The organism is Streptomyces sp. NPDC004788, from assembly GCF_053601115.1.
This window is the reverse complement of sequence record NZ_JBSGBF010000026.1, coordinates 1-18,219: the sequence shown is the minus strand read 5'-3', so window position 1 is coordinate 18,219 and position 18,219 is coordinate 1. Positions and strand designations below refer to the sequence as shown.

The 18,219-nt window shown below is 72.6% G+C and carries 16 protein-coding genes; 7 read left to right on the top strand and 9 right to left on the bottom strand.

All coding sequences use genetic code 11. The features are described 5' to 3' along the window. Positions 1-2: 2 nt before the first annotated feature. Together ACWEJX_RS14375 and ACWEJX_RS14370 are read right to left on the bottom strand one after the other, a co-directional pair. A complete protein-coding gene (locus tag ACWEJX_RS14375) occupies positions 3-848 on the bottom strand; it encodes a GNAT family N-acetyltransferase (RefSeq protein WP_451607765.1) in 846 nt (281 codons plus the stop codon). Positions 849-1,029: 181 nt separating this feature from the next. Beyond that, entirely contained in the window at positions 1,030-2,277 is a 1,248-nt protein-coding gene (locus ACWEJX_RS14370; RefSeq protein ID WP_451607764.1) for an extracellular solute-binding protein, read from the bottom strand. Between the two features lie 235 nt (positions 2,278-2,512). On the opposite strand from ACWEJX_RS14370, the gene ACWEJX_RS14365 reads away from it, so the two are divergent. Continuing rightward, positions 2,513-2,728 (top strand): dodecin, encoded by a 216-nt coding sequence (locus tag ACWEJX_RS14365; RefSeq protein WP_403790124.1) that lies wholly within the window; start codon positions 2,513-2,515, stop codon positions 2,726-2,728. 13 nt (positions 2,729-2,741) lie between these two features. Here ACWEJX_RS14365 and ACWEJX_RS14360 read toward each other — a convergent pair whose 3' ends face one another. After that, the gene (locus ACWEJX_RS14360) at positions 2,742-3,230 is read right to left on the bottom strand and encodes a phosphatase domain-containing protein (protein WP_451607763.1); all 489 of its coding nucleotides are present in this window, start codon (positions 3,228-3,230) and stop codon (positions 2,742-2,744) included. A gap of 75 nt (positions 3,231-3,305) precedes the next feature. Between ACWEJX_RS14360 and ACWEJX_RS14355 the strand changes: the two genes are divergently transcribed. Next, the gene (locus ACWEJX_RS14355; protein ID WP_451607810.1) at positions 3,306-4,346 is read left to right on the top strand and encodes an MsnO8 family LLM class oxidoreductase; all 1,041 of its coding nucleotides are present in this window, start codon (positions 3,306-3,308) and stop codon (positions 4,344-4,346) included. A gap of 9 nt (positions 4,347-4,355) precedes the next feature. Then, positions 4,356-6,752: an ATP-binding cassette domain-containing protein gene (locus ACWEJX_RS14350; protein ID WP_451607762.1), complete on the top strand. Its 2,397-nt coding sequence runs from the start codon at positions 4,356-4,358 to the stop codon at positions 6,750-6,752. A gap of 176 nt (positions 6,753-6,928) precedes the next feature. On the opposite strand, the gene ACWEJX_RS14345 is transcribed toward ACWEJX_RS14350, so the two are convergent. From ACWEJX_RS14345 to ACWEJX_RS14330, 4 genes are all read right to left on the bottom strand, one after another. After that, the gene (locus ACWEJX_RS14345) at positions 6,929-7,762 is read right to left on the bottom strand and encodes a class II glutamine amidotransferase (RefSeq protein WP_451607761.1); all 834 of its coding nucleotides are present in this window, start codon (positions 7,760-7,762) and stop codon (positions 6,929-6,931) included. A 126-nt stretch (positions 7,763-7,888) separates the two neighbouring features. Then, positions 7,889-8,677 (bottom strand): succinate dehydrogenase/fumarate reductase iron-sulfur subunit, encoded by a 789-nt coding sequence (locus ACWEJX_RS14340; protein ID WP_451607760.1) that lies wholly within the window; start codon positions 8,675-8,677, stop codon positions 7,889-7,891. Further along, complete coding sequence (locus tag ACWEJX_RS14335; RefSeq protein ID WP_451607759.1) at positions 8,674-10,626, bottom strand: fumarate reductase/succinate dehydrogenase flavoprotein subunit; 1,953 nt, start codon at positions 10,624-10,626, stop codon at positions 8,674-8,676. The genes ACWEJX_RS14340 and ACWEJX_RS14335 overlap by 4 nt, the downstream gene beginning before the upstream one ends. Position 10,627: 1 nt before the next feature. Beyond that, the gene (locus ACWEJX_RS14330; protein WP_451607758.1) at positions 10,628-11,365 is read right to left on the bottom strand and encodes a succinate dehydrogenase; all 738 of its coding nucleotides are present in this window, start codon (positions 11,363-11,365) and stop codon (positions 10,628-10,630) included. A 95-nt stretch (positions 11,366-11,460) separates the two neighbouring features. On the opposite strand from ACWEJX_RS14330, the gene ACWEJX_RS14325 reads away from it, so the two are divergent. Further along, positions 11,461-12,357 carry a LysR family transcriptional regulator gene (locus ACWEJX_RS14325; RefSeq protein WP_451607757.1) on the top strand — a complete coding sequence of 299 codons (897 nt, stop codon included), beginning with the start codon at positions 11,461-11,463 and terminating at the stop codon, positions 12,355-12,357. A 14-nt stretch (positions 12,358-12,371) separates the two neighbouring features. Here the strand turns inward: ACWEJX_RS14325 and ACWEJX_RS14320 are convergent, their stop codons facing one another. Both ACWEJX_RS14320 and ACWEJX_RS14315 read right to left on the bottom strand, forming a co-directional pair. Then, positions 12,372-14,612, bottom strand: a complete 2,241-nt coding sequence (locus ACWEJX_RS14320) for a putative bifunctional diguanylate cyclase/phosphodiesterase (RefSeq protein WP_451607756.1) — start codon at positions 14,610-14,612, stop codon at positions 12,372-12,374. After that, positions 14,609-15,421 carry an SAM-dependent methyltransferase gene (locus ACWEJX_RS14315; RefSeq protein ID WP_451607755.1) on the bottom strand — a complete coding sequence of 271 codons (813 nt, stop codon included), beginning with the start codon at positions 15,419-15,421 and terminating at the stop codon, positions 14,609-14,611. Before ACWEJX_RS14315 ends, ACWEJX_RS14320 begins: the two co-directional genes overlap by 4 nt. 497 nt (positions 15,422-15,918) lie before the next feature. Here ACWEJX_RS14315 and ACWEJX_RS14310 point away from each other — a divergent pair, with 497 nt between their 5' ends. The 3 genes from ACWEJX_RS14310 to ACWEJX_RS14300 all read left to right on the top strand — a co-directional run bounded on the left by ACWEJX_RS14310 (position 15,919) and on the right by ACWEJX_RS14300 (position 18,092). Continuing rightward, positions 15,919-16,545 (top strand): hypothetical protein, encoded by a 627-nt coding sequence (locus ACWEJX_RS14310; RefSeq protein ID WP_451607754.1) that lies wholly within the window; start codon positions 15,919-15,921, stop codon positions 16,543-16,545. 39 nt (positions 16,546-16,584) lie between these two features. Continuing rightward, the gene (locus ACWEJX_RS14305) at positions 16,585-17,349 is read left to right on the top strand and encodes a bestrophin-like domain (protein ID WP_451607753.1); all 765 of its coding nucleotides are present in this window, start codon (positions 16,585-16,587) and stop codon (positions 17,347-17,349) included. Positions 17,350-17,528: 179 nt separating this feature from the next. Beyond that, positions 17,529-18,092: a hypothetical protein gene (locus tag ACWEJX_RS14300; RefSeq protein WP_451607752.1), complete on the top strand. Its 564-nt coding sequence runs from the start codon at positions 17,529-17,531 to the stop codon at positions 18,090-18,092. The last annotated feature ends 127 nt before the right edge of the window (positions 18,093-18,219 follow it).

Genomic DNA, 18,219 nt, shown 5'->3' with positions numbered 1-18,219 from the left:
GCTCACCGGGCCGGCGCGAGCGAGAGGAAGTGGCGCAGGTAGCGGGGGTTGGTGCGGTCCAGCGACAGCAGGACGTAGAGGTCGGCGCAGCCGAAGTCGGGGTCGTAGGCGGGCGCGCCGCACACCCAGGCGCCGAGCCGCAGGTAACCGCGCAGCAGCGGGGGCAGTTCGACGCGGCCCTGGGCGGGCGGCACGGCGGTGTCGGGGGTCCACAGCCGGTGCGGGGTGACCCAGTACTCCTCGGGGGCGAGGTGCTTGGTCCTGACGGTGTCCCAGGTGGCGGCGGCGAGGGCGCCGCCGTCGGCGAGCGGGACGGAGCAGCAGCCGGCCAGCCAGTTGTGCCCGGTGCGGGTCATGTAGCGGGCGAGACCGGCCCAGACGAGGGCGATGACGGCGCCGTTGCGGTGGGCGGGGTGCACACAGGAACGGCCGACCTCGACGAGGTCGTGGCGGATCGGGGCGAGCCGGGTGAGGTCGAACTCGCTCTCCGAGTAGAGCCGTCCGGCCACGGCGGCCCGCTCGGGCGGCAGCACCCGGTAGGTGCCGACGACCTCGCCGGTGTCCTCGCGGCGTACGAGGAGGTGGTCGCAGTAGGCGTCGAAGGCGTCGCTGTCGAGACCGGGCTCGGGGCCGTCGAGGTGGGCGCCCATCTCGCCCGCGAAGACCAGGTGGCGCAGCCGCTGGGCGGCCCGGACGTCCTCCTGGTCGCGGGCGAGGCCCACGACGTAGCGGGGCTGCGGGGCGCCGTCGGGGTGCGGGGCGCCGTCGGGGTGCGGCTGCGCCGGTACGGCGGCGAGGGGTCCGTCCACGGGTACGGCGACGGGCTGGGCGAGGGGTACGGCGGCCATGTCGGGCTCCTCCGGCGGTACGGAAGGGACGGTCGGGGCCGGGCCGTGCGAGCGGTGGCCCGGCCCCTCGTTTCTTCCGCTGCCGGCTGGATTCGACGTGACCGTCCGGGGGCCGGTTGGTGTGGAGGCGCTGAATGGTGGGCGGAGCGGTCCGGGCCGGCCCCGGTCCTCGGGGCGCGCCCTACTCGGCCAGGCTGTCGGTGATCTTGTCGGAGGCCTTCTCGGCGGCTTTCTCCGGGTCGTCGCCCATGAGGACCGAGGTCATGTAGGGCTTGATGGGGTTGTCGGCCTCGACGTCGGCCCACTGGGGCGAGTTGGGAGTGGCGCGGCCGCGGGCGGCGGCGACGGCCATGGTGGCGGTGGCCTCCTGGCCGGCGACGACGGAGGCGAGGGTCGTCTTGTTGGGGACGTAGTTCATGGCGCGGGCGAGTTCGCCCTGCCACTTCTCGCCGGCAAGGGCCTTGACGACGTCGATGGCGGCGGCGCGCTCGGGGGCGTTCTCCGGGACGATCAGGTCGGATCCGCCGGTGAACACGGCGCAGGGCCGTCCGGCCTTCTTTCCGGGTATGGGGAAGTAGCCCAGCTTGTCCGCGAGGGCGGGGTTGGCCTTGGTGATGGCGGGGACCGCGCTCGGCGGCGCGATGATCTGGGCGACGTCGCCCCTGGCGAAGACCTCGGCCTGCGGCGGGTTCTGCTCGTCGGCGTCCTTCGGACCGTCGCCGAGCGACTGGAGCTCCTTGTAGAACTCCATGCCGCGCAGGGCGGCCGGAGTGTCGAGGGCTCCGGCCCACACGCCGCCCTTGTCGACGGCGAGTTCGCCGCCCTCCTCCCAGATGAAACCGGAGAGCGTGTACCAGTCCTGGCCGGCCAGGTAGATCCCCTGCTCGTCGCCCTTGTCGAGCTTCTCGGTCTCGGCGAGCCACTCGGCGCGGCTCTTCGGCGGCCTGACGCCGGCCCGCTCGAAGAGGTCCTTGTTGTAGATGACGATGCGGCTGGCCGCGTACCAGGGGATGCCGTACTGGGCGCCGTCGATGCTGCCGGGCTGGGCGAGACCGGGCAGCCAGTCCTGGCCGCCGAGGTCGCGGACGGACTCCAGGGTGAGGTCGTAGAGCTTCTCGGTGTCGGCGTACCGGGCGACCTGGGTGTTGCCGACCTCGATGACGTCCGGGCCGCCGGGGCCCTCGATGGCCTCGGTGACCTTCTTCCCGATGCCGGTCCAGTCCTGGATGGTGACCCGGAGTTCGACGCCGTCGTGCTCGGCCTCGTAGGACTCCTTGAAGCGCTTCAGGAAGTCGTCGCTGACGCTGTCCCGCATCAGCCACACGTTCACCGTCCTGGTCGGACTCCCGCCACCCGGGAGCAGCCCGCACCCGGCGAGTGCGAGGGCGGAGACGACTGCCAGGGCACAGACGAGACGGCGGTTCTTCACGTAGGTCACCTTCTGCGTAGGGGGCTGACCCGACGTGTGGGGGGACCGAACGGGAGGTTCGCGCGGGTTGGTGGCCTGGATTCTGGTCTGGACCAATAGGGATGGTCAAGTCCTCGCGGCGCGTTCCCCGGCATCGGCGCGGCGCCCGGCCGGCGGCGGACGTGTCGCGGACCTCGGGCCGGTGGGGCACGGTGGAGGGAACGCACCGAGGGCACCCCGAGAGGAGTCCGGCTCCATGTCGAACCACACCTACCGCGTCACCGAGATCGTCGGCACGTCCACCGAAGGAATCGACCAGGCCATCCGCAACGGGATCGAGCGGGCCTCACAGACCCTGAGGGGCCTCGACTGGTTCGAGGTCACGCAGATGCGCGGCCATCTCGTCGACGGGGCGATCGAGCACTACCAGGTCGGTCTCAAGGTGGGCTTCCGACTGGAGGACGGCGCCTGAGTCCCGCAACGCCTCAGGTACGCCCCTCCTTCTCCTGCGCCTCCTTCAGCGCCTCCGACTCCGCCGCCCACCGGGCGCGTACGACGGTGAACCCCGCCGCCTCCGCGGCGTCGCACACCAGCTCGTCGTCGTCCACGAGCATCCGCACCTCGCGCTCGCCCTCCAGCCGGCGCAGCACGTCCAGTTTGGTCTGCCGCGCCGGGCGGAAGTCACGCTCGCGGCGCATGTGCACCGGACCCTCCGGGAGCCCGTGGGCGGCGAGCCAGTCGAGGGTGTCGCGGCGGCAGCGCTCGGGCCGGCCGGTGAGGTAGACGACGTCGCACTCCTCCGCGGTCTCCAGGCAGAGCGCGACGCCCTGCGCGAGTGGCGGGTCCTGGGGGGCGGCGCTGAAGAAGCCGTCCCAGTCGCGCGGACGCCCTTCGAGGAAGTGCTGGCGGTGGGCGGTGGAGCTGAGGGTGTTGTCGAGGTCGAAGACGGCCACGGGCCTGCGGTGTCGGGTCACTCCCCCAGCCTAGGCAGCGCGCCGCGTCGCCGGGAATCCCCGGCGACGCGTGGTGTTGAACCCTTCGTGAGCACCATGACGACGTCCCCGCCCGTCTTCGACGGCATCCGCTTCTCCGTTCTCGACCGCTCCCGCACCCGGGAGGGCGAGGACGGCGGCCAGGCGCTGCGCGACACGGTGCTCCTGGCGCGCGAGGCGGAGGCGCTGGGCTACCACCGGTTCTGGGTGTCGGAGCACCACAGCGTGCCGGGTGTGGCCGGCTCGGCGCCCACCGTGCTCGCGGCCGCCGTGGCGGCGGCCACCACCCGGATCCGGGTCGGGACGGGCGGGGTGATGCTGCCGAACCACCAACCGATGGTGGTGGCGGAGCAGTTCGGCGTCCTGGAGTCGTTGTTCCCCGGGCGGATCGACATGGGCCTCGGACGTTCCGTCGGCTTCACCGACGGCATCCGGCGGGCGCTCGGCCGGGACAAGGAGGACGCGGACCGGTTCGCGGAGCAACTGGACGAGCTGCTGGGCTGGTTCACCGGCGAGCAGACCGCCCACCCCCAGGTCCACGCCCGCCCCGCCGAGGGCCTGCGGGTGCCGCCGTTCGTGCTCGCGACGGGTGAGGGCGCGGCGATCGCCGCGGCGGCCGGGCTGCCGCTGGTCGTCGGGGACCTGCGCGGCCGGGCCCGGCTGCGCGGGGCGGTCGACGCCTACCGGGCCGCGTTCCGGCCGTCGCAGTGGGCCGCGGAGCCGTACGTGGCGGTCGCGGGCACGGTCGCCGTGGCGGAGACGGAGGAGGCGGCGCGGCGGCTGCTGATGCCCGAGGCGTGGTCGCTGGCGTACTCGCGGACCCGGGGCGAGTTCCCGCCGCTGCTGCCGCCCGAGCGGATCGAGGCGCTCGACATGTCGGAGAAGCAGCGCGGTTTCTACGAGTCGGGGCTGCGCGGCCATGTGTACGGCACGCCGGAGCAGGTCGCCGGCGCGCTGGCGAGCGCGGTGCGGGAGACCGGCGCGCAGGAGGTCCTGGTGACGACGAGCACCCACGACCGGGGCGCGCTGCTCGACTCGTACCGCTCGCTCGCCCGGCTGGCCGGGCTGACCAGGGCAAACACGGCAAGCCGGGCCTAGAATCGGCGGATGCGCGACACCGGCACCGACCCGTTTCCCACCAGCCCCGCCGCACCCGCCGCGCCCCACGACCCGTTCGTACGGGTCCGGGGCGCGCGTGAGCACAATCTGCGGGGCGTCGACGTCGACATCCCGCGCGACGCGCTGACCGTCTTCACGGGAGTGTCGGGTTCGGGGAAGTCGTCGCTCGCCTTCGGCACGATCTACGCGGAGGCGCAGCGCCGCTACTTCGAGTCGGTGGCGCCGTACGCGCGCCGGCTCATCCACCAGGTGGGCGCGCCGCAGGTCGGGGAGATCACGGGGCTGCCGCCGGCGGTCTCGCTGGAGCAGCGGCGGGCGACGCCGAACGCGCGCTCATCCGTGGGCACGGTGACGACGCTGTCCAACTCGCTGCGGATGCTGTTCTCCCGCGCGGGCAGCTATCCGCCGGGGGCGCAGCGCCTCGATTCCGACGCCTTCTCCCCCAACACCGCCGTCGGGGCCTGTCCTTCGTGTCACGGACTGGGCCGGGTGCACGAGACGAGCGAGGAACTCCTCGTGCCCGACCCCGGGTTGTCGATCAGGGAGGGCGCGATCGCGGCCTGGCCGGGGGCCTGGCAGGGCAAGAACCTGCGGGACGTGCTGGACACGCTCGGGTACGACGTGGACCGGCCGTGGCGGGAGCTGAGGGCCGAGGACCGGGAGTGGATCCTCTTCACCGACGAGCAGCCGGTGGTGACGGTGCATCCGGTCCGGGAGGCCGGGCGCATCCAACGCCCGTACCAGGGCACGTACATGAGCGCCCGGCGCTATGTCATGCACACCTTCTCCGACTCGAAGAGCGCGACGCTGCGGGCGAAGGCCGAGCGTTTCCTCACCAGCGCCCCGTGCCCGGCGTGCGGGGGCAGCCGGCTGCGCCCGGAGGCGCTCGCGGTGACCTTCGCGGGCCGTACGATCGCCGAGCTCGCCGCCCTGCCGCTGAACGAGCTGGCACGGACCCTGGAGAACGGCTCGGGCGGGTCGGAGACCGCCCGCGTGCTCACCGCGGACCTGGTGGCGCGGATCGGTACGGTCACGGAGCTGGGTCTCGGCTATCTGAGCCTGGACCGGGCGACGCCGACGCTGTCCAACGGGGAGCTGCAGCGGCTGCGGCTCGCCACCCAGCTCCGGTCCGGCCTCTTCGGGGTGGTGTACGTGCTCGACGAGCCGTCCGCCGGGCTGCATCCGGCGGACACGGAGGCGCTGCTCGTGGTCCTGGAACGGCTGAAGGCGGCCGGGAACACGGTGTTCGTGGTGGAGCACCACCTGGATGTGGTGCGGCGCGCCGACTGGCTGGTCGACGTCGGGCCGCGGGCCGGTGAGCACGGCGGCCGGGTGCTGCACAGCGGCCCGCCGGAGCGGCTCGCGGAGGTCGCGGAGTCGGCGACCCGCCGGTTCCTCTTCGAGCGGGCGGCCCCCGAGGAGCGGGAGGTGCGCGAGCCGGCCGGCTGGCTGCGGTTCGGGCCGGTCACCCGGCACAATCTGCGCGGTCTGCGCGCGGCGTTCCCGCTCGGGGTGCTCACGGCGGTCACGGGTGTGTCGGGCTCGGGCAAGTCGACGCTGGTGGGCGCGTTGACCGAGGCGGCGGAGGAACAGGACTCCGTGGCACGCGTGGTGACCGTCGATCAGAAACCGATCGGCCGGACCCCGCGCTCCAACCTGGCCACGTACACGGGTCTGTTCGACGTGGTGCGCAAGCTCTTCACGGAGACGGAGCAGGCGCGGGCGCGCGGCTACAAGGCGGGGCGCTTCTCCTTCAACGTCACCGGCGGGCGCTGCGAGACCTGCCAGGGCGAGGGTTTCGTCTCCGTCGAGCTGCTGTTCCTGCCGAGCACGTACGCGCCGTGCCCGGACTGCCGGGGCGCCCGCTACAACCCGGAGACGCTCCAGGTGCGGCTGCGCGGGCTGACCATCGCGGAGGTGCTCGACCTCACCGTGGAGGCGGCGGCCGAGTTCTTCGTGGACACCCCGGCGGCGGCCCGCAGTCTGCGCACGCTGCTCGACGTGGGCCTCGGCCATCTGCGGCTCGGCCAGCCGGCGACGGAGCTGTCGGGCGGGGAGGCGCAGCGCATCAAGCTGGCCGCCGAGCTCCAGCGGCCGCGGCGGGCGCACACCCTCTACGTCCTGGACGAGCCGACGACGGGGCTGCACCCGGCGGACGTGGAGGTGCTGATGCGGCAGCTGCACGGCCTCGTCGACGCGGGCCACACGGTGGTCGTCGTCGAGCACGACATGGACGTCGTCGCGACCGCCGACCGGGTCCTCGACATGGGTCCCGGCGGCGGCGCGGAGGGCGGCCGGATCGTGGCGGAGGGCACCCCGGCGGAGGTCGCGGAGGTACGGGCCAGCCGCACCGCGCCCTACCTGGCGGCCCGGCTCGGCCGGTGACGCCGCGGCGCCCGGCGGGTGCCGCCGTCAGCCCGGCACGAGGGAGCCCTGCGGGTGGCGCCGTCAGGCCGGGCGTGGGGCCGCCCCGGCGGGTGACGTCGCCAGGCCGGCGTCGCGGCGCGCCGGCCGGTGGCGCCGTCAAGTGGGGCGTCGGGGCGAACCGGCCGGTGGCGCCGTCAGGCGGGCGTCGGGGCGAACCGGTGCAGTTCGTCGGCGCCGGGCTGGACGACGCCGTAGCTGTTCTCCGGCACCTCGTTCCAGGCACCGGGCAGGTCCCCGAGGGGTTCGGAGACGACGAGGCGGGTCTCGTCGGAGACCTCCCGCAGGAAGGCCACGTCGGGGTGGAGCCTGCGCAGCGCCTCGACCTGACTGCTGTAGTACAGCGACCGGGAGGCCTGGGCGCTGGAGTAGCGGAACGCCCAGACGCGCTCGCCGTCGGTGACGGCCAGCGTCATCTGCAGGGGGTTGTCGATGCCGTGCTCGCGGCCCACGCGCTCGACGACGCCCGCCATCCTGGCGACGGCGGCGGGCGGGTCCTGGTGGAGGCCGAAGGTGAGGGCGAGATAGAACATCACCTCGGAGTCCGTCGTGCCCTCCATGTCCGCGTACAGCCCGGGGTCGACGCCCAGGGCGAGGTCACGGCGCACGAGGGGGAACCCGGAGATGGCGCCGTTGTGCATGAACATCCAGCGGCCGTGCCGGAAGGGGTGGCAGTTCGACTGCTGGACCGCCGTCCCGGTCGACGCCCGGATGTGGGCGAAGAACAGCGGGGACCGGACGTGGTCGGCCAGCTCCCGCAGATTGCGGTTGTTCCAGGCCGGGCCGACGTCTCTCAGCAGCGCCGGGGTGTCGTTCTCCGGCGAGTACCAGCCGACGCCGAACCCGTCGCCGTTGGTGGTCTCCACGCCGAGTCTGGAGTGCAGGCTCTGGTCGATCAGCGAGTGGGCCGGCTTGTAGAGAATGGTGTCGAGCAGCACCGGTGTTCCCCAGTACGCGAGCCAGCGGCACATCCCTGATCACCTGGATCCCTGCCGGATCTCGGGGCCGGGACCCCTCCGCGGGCGGGCGTCACCGAGCTGTCCTTCCGGCCCTCCCATTCTCGGCGCCCCCGCCGGAGGGCGCCACAGCGGCACCCCCTAGGAACGCCCGGCCTTGCGCCGCGCCCGCAGCCACTCCTTGTTCATGGCCGCGATCGACGGCAGCGGGATGCCCTTGGGGCAGGCGGTGGCGCACTCGCCGGTGAGGGTGCAGCCGCCGAAGCCCTCGGCGTCCATCTGGGCGACCATGTCGAGCACGCGGGTCTCGCGCTCGGGCGCGCCCTGCGGGAGCACGCCGAGGTGGTTGACCTTGGCGGAGGTGAAGAGCATCGCCGAGCCGTTGGGGCAGGCGGCGACGCAGGCGCCGCAGCCGATGCACTCGGCGTGTTCGAAGGCGAAGTCGGCGTCGGCCTTGGGCACCGGCGTGGCGTGGGCCTCGGGGGCGGAGCCGGTGGGGACGGAGACGTAGCCGCCCGCCTGGATGATGCGGTCGAAGGCGGAGCGGTCGACGACGAGGTCCTTGACGACGGGGAAGGCGGCGGCCCGCCAGGGTTCGACGTCGATGGTGTCGCCGTCGCGGAAGGACCGCATGTGCAGCTGGCAGCTGGTGGTGCTTCCCCAAGCTTTCGACTCCGCTCGAGCAGGGGAGGCCCCATTGGGGCCGTGGGCGTCGCCGTTGATGACGAGGCTGCAGGCGCCGCAGATGCCCTCGCGGCAGTCGTGGTCGAAGGCAACGGGGTCCTCGCCGCGCAGGATCAGTTCCTCGTTGAGGGTGTCGAGCATCTCCAGGAAGGACATGTCGGAGGAGATCCCGTCCACCTCGTAGGTGGCCATGGCGCCTTCGGCGCCGGCGTTCTTCTGGCGCCAGACGCGCAGGGTGAGCCTCATGCGTAGCTCCGCTGGGTGGGGTGGACGTGTTCGAAGGTGAGGGCTTCCTTGTGGAGCACCGGCGCGCCGGACTCCCGGAACTCCCAGGCTGCGGCGTACGCGAACTCCTCGTCGCGGCGGGCGGCTTCGCCGTCCGCGGTCTGGGACTCCTCGCGGAAGTGGCCGCCGCAGGACTCCTCGCGGTGCAGCGCGTCGAGGCACATCAGCTCGGCGAGCTCCAGGTAGTCGACGATCCGGTTGGCCTTCTCCAGGGACTGGTTGAACTCCTCGCCGGTGCCGGGCACCTTGATGCGGCGCCAGAACTCCTCGCGGATCTCGGGGATGCGGCGCAGCGCCGTGCGCAGGCCCTCTTCGGTGCGGGCCATGCCGCAGAACTCCCACATGAGTTCGCCGAGTTCGCGGTGGAAGGAGTCCGGGGTGCGGTCGCCGTCGACGGCGAGCAGGAGGTGGAGCCGGTCCTCGGTCTCGGCGAGGACCTCGCGGACGGCCGGGTGGGCGTCGGTGACGGCCTCGGCGTGCGGGTGGCGGGCCAGGTAGTCGTTGATGGTGGCCGGGAGCACGAAGTAGCCGTCGGCGAGGCCCTGCATCAGGGCGGAGGCGCCGAGCCGGTTGGCTCCGTGGTCGGAGAAGTTGGCCTCGCCGATGGCGAAGAGGCCGGGGATCGTGGTCTGGAGGTCGTAGTCGACCCAGAGCCCGCCCATCGTGTAGTGCACGGCGGGGTAGATCCGCATCGGCACCTCGTACGGGTTCTCGGCGGTGATCCGCTCGTACATGTCGAAGAGGTTGCCGTACTTCTCCTCGACCTTGGCCCGGCCCATCCGCCGGATGGCGTCGGCGAAGTCGAGGTAGACGCCCTGCCCGCCGGGGCCGACGCCGCGGCCTTCGTCGCAGACGTTCTTGGCGGCGCGGGAGGCGATGTCGCGCGGGACGAGGTTGCCGAACGAGGGGTAGATGCGCTCCAGGTAGTAGTCGCGCTCGTCCTCGGGGATCTCGTTCGCCGGGCGGGTGTCGCCGACGGCCTTCGGCACCCAGATGCGTCCGTCGTTGCGCAGCGACTCGCTCATCAGGGTGAGCTTGGACTGGTGGTTCCCGGTGCGCGGGATGCAGGTGGGATGGATCTGGGTGAAGCAGGGGTTGGCGAAGAAGGCGCCGCGCCGGTGGGCCCGCCAGACGGCGGTGGCGTTGGAGTTCATCGCGTTGGTGGAGAGGTAGAAGACGTTGCCGTAGCCGCCGGTGGCGAGCACGACGGCGTCGGCGTAGTGCGTGGAGATCCGCCCGGTGACGAGGTCGCGGGCGACGATGCCGCGGGCCCGGCCGTCGACGACGATCAGGTCGAGCATCTCGGTGCGGGCGTGCAGCTCGACGTTTCCGGCGGCGATCTGCCGGGACAGCGCCTGGTAGGCGCCGAGGAGGAGCTGCTGTCCGGTCTGGCCGCGTGCGTAGAAGGTGCGGGAGACCTGGACGCCGCCGAAGGAGCGGGTGTCGAGCAGTCCGCCGTACTCGCGGGCGAAGGGCACGCCCTGGGCGACGCACTGGTCGATGATCTCGACGGAGATCTGGGCGAGCCGGTGCACGTTGGACTCGCGGGCGCGGAAGTCGCCGCCCTTGACGGTGTCGTAGAAGAGGCGGTGGATGGAGTCGCCGTCGTTGCGGTAGTTCTTGGCGGCGTTGATGCCGCCCTGGGCGGCGATGGAATGGGCGCGGCGCGGGGAGTCCTGGAAGCAGAACTGGACGACCTGGTAGCCCTGTTCGGCGAGGGTGGCGCCGGCGGAGCCGCCGGCGAGGCCGGTGCCGACGACGATGATCCGGTGGGCGCGGCGGTTGGCCGGGTTGACGAGCCTGGCCTGGAAGCGGCGGGTGTCCCAGCGTTCGGCGATGGGGCCGGCGGGGGCCTTGGTGTCGGCGATCGGCTCGCCGACCTCGTAATCGACGTGTTCGGAAAGGGTCATGTCAGCTCACCACTCCGGTCATGACGGCGACGGGTACGGAGACGAAGCCCGCGGTCAGGACGAGCGCGAGGGAGTTGGCCAGGAACTTCAGGGCGCGTTCGCGGCGCGCGTCGCCGACGCCGAGGGTCTGGGCGGCGCTCCAGAAGCCGTGCCGGACGTGGAGTCCGACGGCCAGCATGGCGACGATGTAGATCACGTCGCCGTACCAGGTGGAGAAGGTGTCCACGACGTTCTGGTAGGGCTTGCCCTCCTCGAAGCCGCCGGGGTGCACGGTGCCGGTGGTCAGGTCGAGGACGTGCCACACGATGAAGAGGCCGACGATCACGCCGCCCCAGCGCATGGTGCGGGTGGCGTAGGAGGAGCCCTTGCGACGGTGTACGTAGCGGGTGGGCCGGGCCTTGATGTCGCGCCGGCTGAGCTGGTACGCGGAGACGGCGTGCGCCACGACCGACGCGAGCAGCACGACGCGGGCGATCCACAGGCCCCAGTGGTGGTGCAGGACCGGGGCGCCCATGACGCGCAGCCAGTGGCCGTAGCCGTTGAACTCCTCGAGGCCGAAGAAGACCTTGAGGTTGCCCGCGACATGGGCGACGAGATAGGCGAGCATGATCAGGCCGCTCACGGCCATCACGGTCTTCTTGCCGATGGTCGACGCCCAGAAGCCGCGGGTGGGGGCGGCGCGGGTGAGGGCGCCGGACGGCGGCGCGGTCCGCCGGTCGGACTTGGTTGCCAGAGCCATGTCAGCGACGGTAGGGGCGGAGGACCCGAGAGGTCCAAGACATGGTTCGGCTGATCTCGATAGGCGCAGGCTATGAGCCCGGGTAGGCTGGTGCCATGCAGTTCCAGCAGCTCCTCTACTTCGTCGCCGTGGCCGAGACCCGGCACTTCACCCAGGCCGCCGAGCGGGTCCATGTCTCGCAGCCCTCGCTCTCGCAGCAGATCAAGGCCCTGGAGCAGGAGCTGGGCGCCGAGCTGTTCAGCCGGGCCCGGGGCAACATCACGCTGACCGACGCGGGCGAGGCGCTGCTGCCGCTGGCCCGCCGGATCCTCGCCGACACCGACACCGCGCGGCACGAGGTGCAGGAGCTGGTGCAGCTCAGGCGGGGCCGGGTGCGGCTCGGGGCGACGCCCAGCCTGTGCACCGGGCTGCTGCCGGACGTGCTGCGCACCTTCCACGACCTGCACCCGGGGATCCGGCTGCTCATCGAGGAGGGCGGCTCGCACGATCTCGTACGGCACCTGGCGCGCGGCGCGCTCGACCTGGCGCTCGTGGTGCTGCCGCTGCCGACGCCGTCGCCCGCGCTGACCACGGTGGAGCTGCTCACCGAGGACCTGGTGGTGGTCTCCGCGGCCTCGGCGCCGGCGCCGCGCCGGCCGGTCAGGATCGCGGATCTGCGCGACCAGCCGCTCGTGATGTTCCGGCACGGCTACGACCTGCGGGAACTGACCGTGGCGGCCTGCCGGGCGGAGGGCTTCGAGCCGTCGTTCACGGTGGAGGGCGGCGAGATGGACGCGGTGCTCGGTTTCGTACGGGCGGGGCTCGGCCTCGCGGTCGTGCCGGCCATGGTCGCGGCGCGGACGGGCCGCGACCTGCGGGTCACGGCCCTGGCCCGGCCGGGCCTGCGCCGGACGATCGCGCTGGCGCACCGCAGCGACGTGGCGCCCCCGCGGGCGGCGCGCGAGCTGCAGAAGCTGCTCATGGCCTCCCGCCGGGGCACCCCGACGGCGTAGGTCTCGCGAACCGTCTAGATCGCGTCCGCCAGGACGAGTGAGCGGATCCGGTCCGGGGCGCCCGGACGCGCGTAGTACCAGCCCTGGGCCGTGTCGCAGCCGAGGTCGCGGAGCTGCTGGGCCTGGGCGCCGGTCTCGACGCCCTCGACGGTGACGGCCAGCTCCAGGCTGTGTGCGAGCTGGACGATGCCCTCGACGATCTTGAGGTCGACCGGGTCCGCCGGGTGCTGCTGCATGCCCTGGGTGAAGGAGCGGTCCAGCTTGAGGACGCTCACCGGGAGCCGGCGCAGGTTCGCCAGGTTGGAGTAGCCGGTGCCGAAGTCGTCGAGCGCGATGTCCACGCCCATCTCGGCCAGCTGCCGCAGCGGCTTGAGCAGGTCCTCGTCCGCGCCGATCAGGGCCGACTCGGTGACCTCCAGGCAGAGCGCGCCCGGTTCGAGCCCGGCGCGCTCCAGGACGTCGACCGTCTCGGCGACCAGACCCGGGTGGTGCAGCTGGGTCGGCGACAGGTTGACGTTGATGCGCAGCGGGCCGGTGGCGGGCTGGCCGCCGGGGGCCTCGTCCTGCCAGAAGCGGGCCTGCCGCACCGCCTCCTGGAGCACCCAGCGGCCGAGCGGCACGATCAGGCCGGTGTTCTCGGCGAGCGGGATGAACCGGTCGGGCCCGAGCACCCCGTGCTGCGGGTGGCACCACCGGACGAGCGCCTCGGCGCCGTGCACGCTGCCGTCGCCGAGGTGGACCAGCGGCTGGTACTCGATGAAGAACTCGCCGCGTTCCAGCGCGGCGGGCAGCGCCGTGGTGAGCCCGTGCCGGGTGATGGCCCGCGCGTCGGCCTCGGCGTCGGCGTACTCGAAGCGGTTGCCGCCCGCCGACTTGGCCCGGTACATGGTGATGTCCGCGCTGCGCAGCACCTCGGCCGCGGTGCGCTCGCCCGCCGGTCCCTCGACGATGCCGACGCTGCCGCGCACGGTGAGCTCGCGGCCGTCGATGCCGATGGGAGTGGCCAGCGCGGCGAGCATCCGGTCGGCGAGCTCGGCGACCTGGCGCTCGGTGCCGGGCCCGGTGGTCAGGGCGACGAACTCGTCGCCGCCGAGCCGGGCGACCATCTCGCCGGGCGCGGTGACGCAGCTCTGCAACCGGTCGGCCACCTCGACGAGCAGCCGGTCGCCGGTGGAGTGGCCGAGGCTGTCGTTGATGACCTTGAAGCCGTCGAGGTCGAGGTAGCAGAGCCCGAAGCGGCTGTCGGCGCCCGGCCCGAGGGCCTTCTCCAGACGTTCGAAGAACAGCGTGCGGTTGGGCAGGCCGGTGAGGGCGTCGTGCGTGGCCTCGTACCGCAGCCGCAGGTTGAGCAGCCGCCGTTCGGTGGTGTCCTCCATGAGCGCCAGCTGGTAGCGCGGGACGCCGGCGGCGTCCCGCAGCAACGAGACGGTGAGGTTGGTCCACAGGGCGGTGCCGTCGCTGCGGTAGAAGGGCTTCTCCACGCGGTAGTTCTCGCGCTCGCCGCGCACCAGCTCGTCGTAGAGCCGCCAGACGTGCGGGCCGTCCTCGGGATGCGCCCAGTCGACGATGTTGCGGCTGAGCACGGTCTGCTCCAGGCCGCCGAACATCCGGGTGAGGGTCTCGTTGACCTCCAGGACGTTGCCGTCGAGGTCGGCGATGCCGATGCCGATGGCCGCGCCCTCGAAGACCGCGCGGAAGCGGCTCTCGGTGGCGTGCAGCGCGAACTCGGCGGCACTGCGGGCGGAGAGCGCCGAGTGGGCGATGGACTCCTGCTCGGCGAGCGTCCGCTCGCGCAGGGCCTGCGCGAAGCCGGCGGCCATGGCGTGCTGCAGCCGGGAGCAGCGGGCGCGCAGCTCCTCGGCGTCGAGCGGTGCGTCGAGCGCCGTGTCGGGTGCCGGGCGGGGCGCGGCGCCGTCCGCCGCGCCCGCGCCCTCGGCGCCTTCCGCGCAGTAGAGCACCAGATACGCGTCGACCACGCCGAGGCTGCGGGCGAGCGCGTCCGGGTCGGTGCAGTGGGCGGCCACCAGGGCCTGCCCGACGCGGTGCGCGGGCGTGGTGTCGAAGGGCCTGGCGTGCAGGGCCGCGCACAGTTCCCGGGCCGGCTGCAGCAGGTGCCGTTCGAACTCCTGGCGGGTCATCGAGGTGGCGGTGACCGGGAACACGGCGCGGCTCCAGATGGTCACGAACCGCCTGAGTCTGTCTTCGGGGCCGTCGGCGTCGGCGACGGAACCGGAGGTCGTGGAGGGCACCTTCACGGCTTGTGCCCCACCCCTGCGTAGCCGGAGAAGGCGTACGGGTCCTCCTCCTCGTCCGGGCTGTCCGGCCGCCACAGCGGCATCGGGACGAGTCCGGGCGCGGCGAGCTCGGTGCCGTCGAAGAAGCGGGCGATCTCCTCGCGGGAGCGCATCACCAGCGGGTTGCGGATGTCGCGGTAGACCCCGACGGTGCCGGCGGCCCGCTCCTGCGGGACCGGGACGCCCTCGTAGGAGGCGTGGGTGATGACGAGGAGACTGCCGGGCGCGAGCGCGTCGAGGAGCTCGGCGACGGCGGCGGCGGGCTCGTCGGCGTCCTCCAGGAAGTGCAGCACGGCGACGAGCAGCAGGGCCACCGGGCGGTCCAGGTCGAGGAGTTCGCCGACCTCGGGGCTGTGCAGGATCTCGCGCGGCTTGCGCAGGTCGGCGGCGACCACGGCCGAGCGGTCGTCGCCGGCGAGCACGGCCCGGCTGTGGGCGACGGCGACCGGGTCGTGGTCGACGTAGACGACGCGCGCCTCGTCGGTGGCGGCCTGGGCGACCTCGTGGACGTTGCCGAAGGTCGGTATGCCGGAGCCGATGTCCAGGAACTGGGTGATGCCGTTGTCAACGGCGTGGCGTACGGCGCGGCGCATGAAGGCACGGTTCGCCTGCATGATCTTCGGCAGCCCCGGCAGGAACTCCATGGCCTTCCGGGCCGCGTCCCGGTCCACTTCGAAATTGTGCGAGCCGCCCAGATAGAAGTCGTACATACGGGACACGCTCGGCACCGAAATATCGATGCCCGGCGGAGCCCAGGCGGGACGCTCCATCAAAGTCTCCAACAAGTCGCCATGGGGGATGCGGCCGGCTGCAAGCGGCCGACGTTCGAGCTGAGGCTACTGATCGCCCGCCGAGAGAGCGAGTAGAAACGGAAATTCGCGATCCGTTCTTGGTCACACGCCATTGGCACGTGCCGTGGGTAAGGAAGAGTTCACGCCTTCAGATCGTGCAAATTCACGTGCATATGGTTGTGCGAAGGTCCGAACAGGGCTTCCGGTGCAGCCTGGAGGGCCACGGCCCGGCCCGTTGCGACCAAGGAAGGGCGACAACCGGCCAGTTCCGGGCACCGGCGGTTCCCGGCCGCGCCGGACGTCACTCAATACCTCCGAACCACCCGCAACGGCAAGGGTGTTGGCGGCGTTGATCACGCGTGAGACGACAGAAGACGGCGAAACGTCAAACCCGCACACCGCGAGATCCGCTCCATCCGGGGAATCCGCGACCGTTCCGGCCCGCCGGGGCGACGCGTCTGATCAAGCTGCTCGGCGTGTCCCTCTTGTCTCAGAACGGGTTGTCCCGCTACGGACCGCTCCTGACGCGGCCGCTCGCGGCCGGCGCGCTGGTGTGGCTGCTCGCCACGCCCGTGCCCGCCACCGCCGACGCGTGCGCGTACGCCTCGACCGGACCGGACGGATCGAGCGTCGCCATCGTCTCCGTCGGGCCGGGGCCCTGCCGCCCGAACCACCCTCCGCACCCGCCGCATCCCCCGCACCCGAGCCATCCCCCGCACCCGTCACACCCTCCGCACCCCACGCATCCGCCGCACCCCTCCAAGCCGCCGAAGCCGGAGCCGAAGCCCACACCGCCTCCGCCCGCGCCGAAGCCGCCGCGGTCCGCTCCCCCGCCGAAGCCCGCGCCGCCCCGGCCCGCGCCGCCGCGCCCCGCGCCGGCCCCGGCCGTGCCGGAGGCGGAGCCGACGCCACCGCCACCACCGTCGCCTTCGCCGACCGTGCGCCCGCGCCCGCCGGCCCCCGGGCCGGTGGCCCTGCCGCACTACAAGCGCGCGGCCCGGGCCAAGCCCAAGAGCTCCCCGAACGTGCTCACCACGACCCTGCTCGTCACGGCCCCCGCGGTGCTCGCGACGGCGATCCTGCGTCCCCGCTCGTCCCGCTGACCGCCTGATCGACCTCTTGCCGACGATTCTGGAGAAACCTTGTCCGAATGGCTTGTTCTCACCCTTGCGATGGCCGCGGCGTGCGCCGTCGTGCTCGCCATCGTGGTCATCAACCACCGCCGGATCCCCGAGGACGACGACCCCAGTGAGACCCCCGACGTCATCGAGTACATGACGATGATGATCGGCGTGGTGTACGCCATCGTCCTGGGCCTCGCCATCGCCGGCGTCTGGGAGGCGCGCAGCGCCGCCCAGGAGACCGTGCGGCAGGAGGCGCAGGCGCTGCACGAGATCTCCGAGCGGGTCGAGGTGTACCCGCTGCCGGTACGGCAGAGGATCCGGGCCGACATCGACGCGTACGTGTCGTACGTCGTCGACGACGAGTTCCCTTACATGGCGGACCACGGCGAGCTGAACGACAAGGGGACGGAGCTGCTCGAGAAGGTCCGCCGCGGCGTGACGGACTACCAGCCCGCCAACGACTTCGAGGGCCAGGCGTACCAGCCGCTCGTCGACCAGGTGGCCGTCGTCGACGACGCGCGCGGCGCACGCGGGCAGAACGCGGGCGAGACGATGCCGGGCGTGGTCTGGTTCGGCCTGATCATCGGCGCGCTGGTGACGGTGGGCCTGATCTTCACGCTCCAGATCAGGCGCACCGGACGGGAGTTGCTGCTCGCCGGCCTGTTCAGCGCGCTCATCGCCTTCCTGCTGTTCCTCATCTGGGACTTCGACGCGCCGTTCGGCCGTGGCATCGCGGCCACCGCCGGGCCGTTCACCGACCTGTTCCCGCAGCTCACCGGCTGACGCCAGGGCCGCGACGGCGGCCGGCCCTGGGACCGTTCGGGTGACCTGGGTGCCCCATTCGCGCGCCTGGGATCGCGGCTGTGATAGGGCGCTCCTAGCGTTTCGGGCATCGAGGTGCATCTCCTGCCTTTGTGGAAACCCCTTCCGCAGCTGCTCCTCGGGGACCCGGAGGTCTGACCATGCGCGCGATACGTGCCGCGTCCATCACAGCTCTGGGGGCGGCCGCCCTCGCCCTGGCCGCCCCCGTCACCGTGTCCGCGGCCGCCGACGGCGTCCCCGCGCCGAAGGGCGGCGGAAAGCCGGGGAAGGTCGCGAGCCTCTTCGTCGTCTCCCCCTCGGTGGTCGCGCCGGGCGGGCGGGTCACGCTCAGTGCCCCGGGCTGCGCCAGTACGGCGACCGCCTCGTCCGGCATCTTCGACACGGTCACCATCGCGCCGGGCTCGGCGGCCACCGCCACGGTGGACCTCGACGCCAAGCGGGGTGCCGTCTACACCGTCTCTTTCAACTGCACGGGTGGCGTCCAGGGCTCCGTGGACCTGACCATCAGCGGCGGAGCGACCTCGACGCCGACGGCCCTGTCGACCGTGTCCGTCGCGCCGCGCGGGGTACAGGGCGGTCTGGGCGGCTCGATGAACTCGGCCAACGCCTGGACGATGGCCGGCGGCGGGGCCATGGTGCTCGTCGCCGTGGGCGGTGTGGTCTACGTGATCCGTCGCAAGGCGGCCGCCGGCCGGCGCCACTGACGGCGCGGACGGTGCCCGCACCACGTGTAACGGCGCGGACGGTGTCCGCGCCACCTGGCACCGCGGAATCACCCGCAACACCGCAACGCCCGTCGCCCCCGGGTCCTGGCCCGGACTCGGCGGCGAC

Excerpts from the sequence above, each read along its gene's own strand:
- ACWEJX_RS14375 (WP_451607765.1), bottom strand. The coding sequence starts at position 848 with ATGGCCGCCGTACCCCTCGCCCAGCCCGTCGCCGTACCCGTGGACGGA.
- ACWEJX_RS14365 (WP_403790124.1), top strand. The coding sequence starts at position 2,513 with ATGTCGAACCACACCTACCGCGTCACCGAGATCGTCGGCACGTCCACC.
- ACWEJX_RS14315 (WP_451607755.1), bottom strand. The coding sequence starts at position 15,421 with ATGGAGCGTCCCGCCTGGGCTCCGCCGGGCATCGATATTTCGGTGCCG.
- ACWEJX_RS14330 (WP_451607758.1), bottom strand. The coding sequence starts at position 11,365 with ATGGCTCTGGCAACCAAGTCCGACCGGCGGACCGCGCCGCCGTCCGGC.
- ACWEJX_RS14340 (WP_451607760.1), bottom strand. The coding sequence starts at position 8,677 with ATGAGGCTCACCCTGCGCGTCTGGCGCCAGAAGAACGCCGGCGCCGAA.
- ACWEJX_RS14345 (WP_451607761.1), bottom strand. The coding sequence starts at position 7,762 with ATGTGCCGCTGGCTCGCGTACTGGGGAACACCGGTGCTGCTCGACACC.
- ACWEJX_RS14355 (WP_451607810.1), top strand. The coding sequence starts at position 3,306 with ATGACGACGTCCCCGCCCGTCTTCGACGGCATCCGCTTCTCCGTTCTC.
- ACWEJX_RS14300 (WP_451607752.1), top strand. The coding sequence starts at position 17,529 with ATGCGCGCGATACGTGCCGCGTCCATCACAGCTCTGGGGGCGGCCGCC.
- ACWEJX_RS14325 (WP_451607757.1), top strand. The coding sequence starts at position 11,461 with ATGCAGTTCCAGCAGCTCCTCTACTTCGTCGCCGTGGCCGAGACCCGG.
- ACWEJX_RS14335 (WP_451607759.1), bottom strand. The coding sequence starts at position 10,626 with ATGACCCTTTCCGAACACGTCGATTACGAGGTCGGCGAGCCGATCGCC.
- ACWEJX_RS14350 (WP_451607762.1), top strand. The coding sequence starts at position 4,356 with ATGCGCGACACCGGCACCGACCCGTTTCCCACCAGCCCCGCCGCACCC.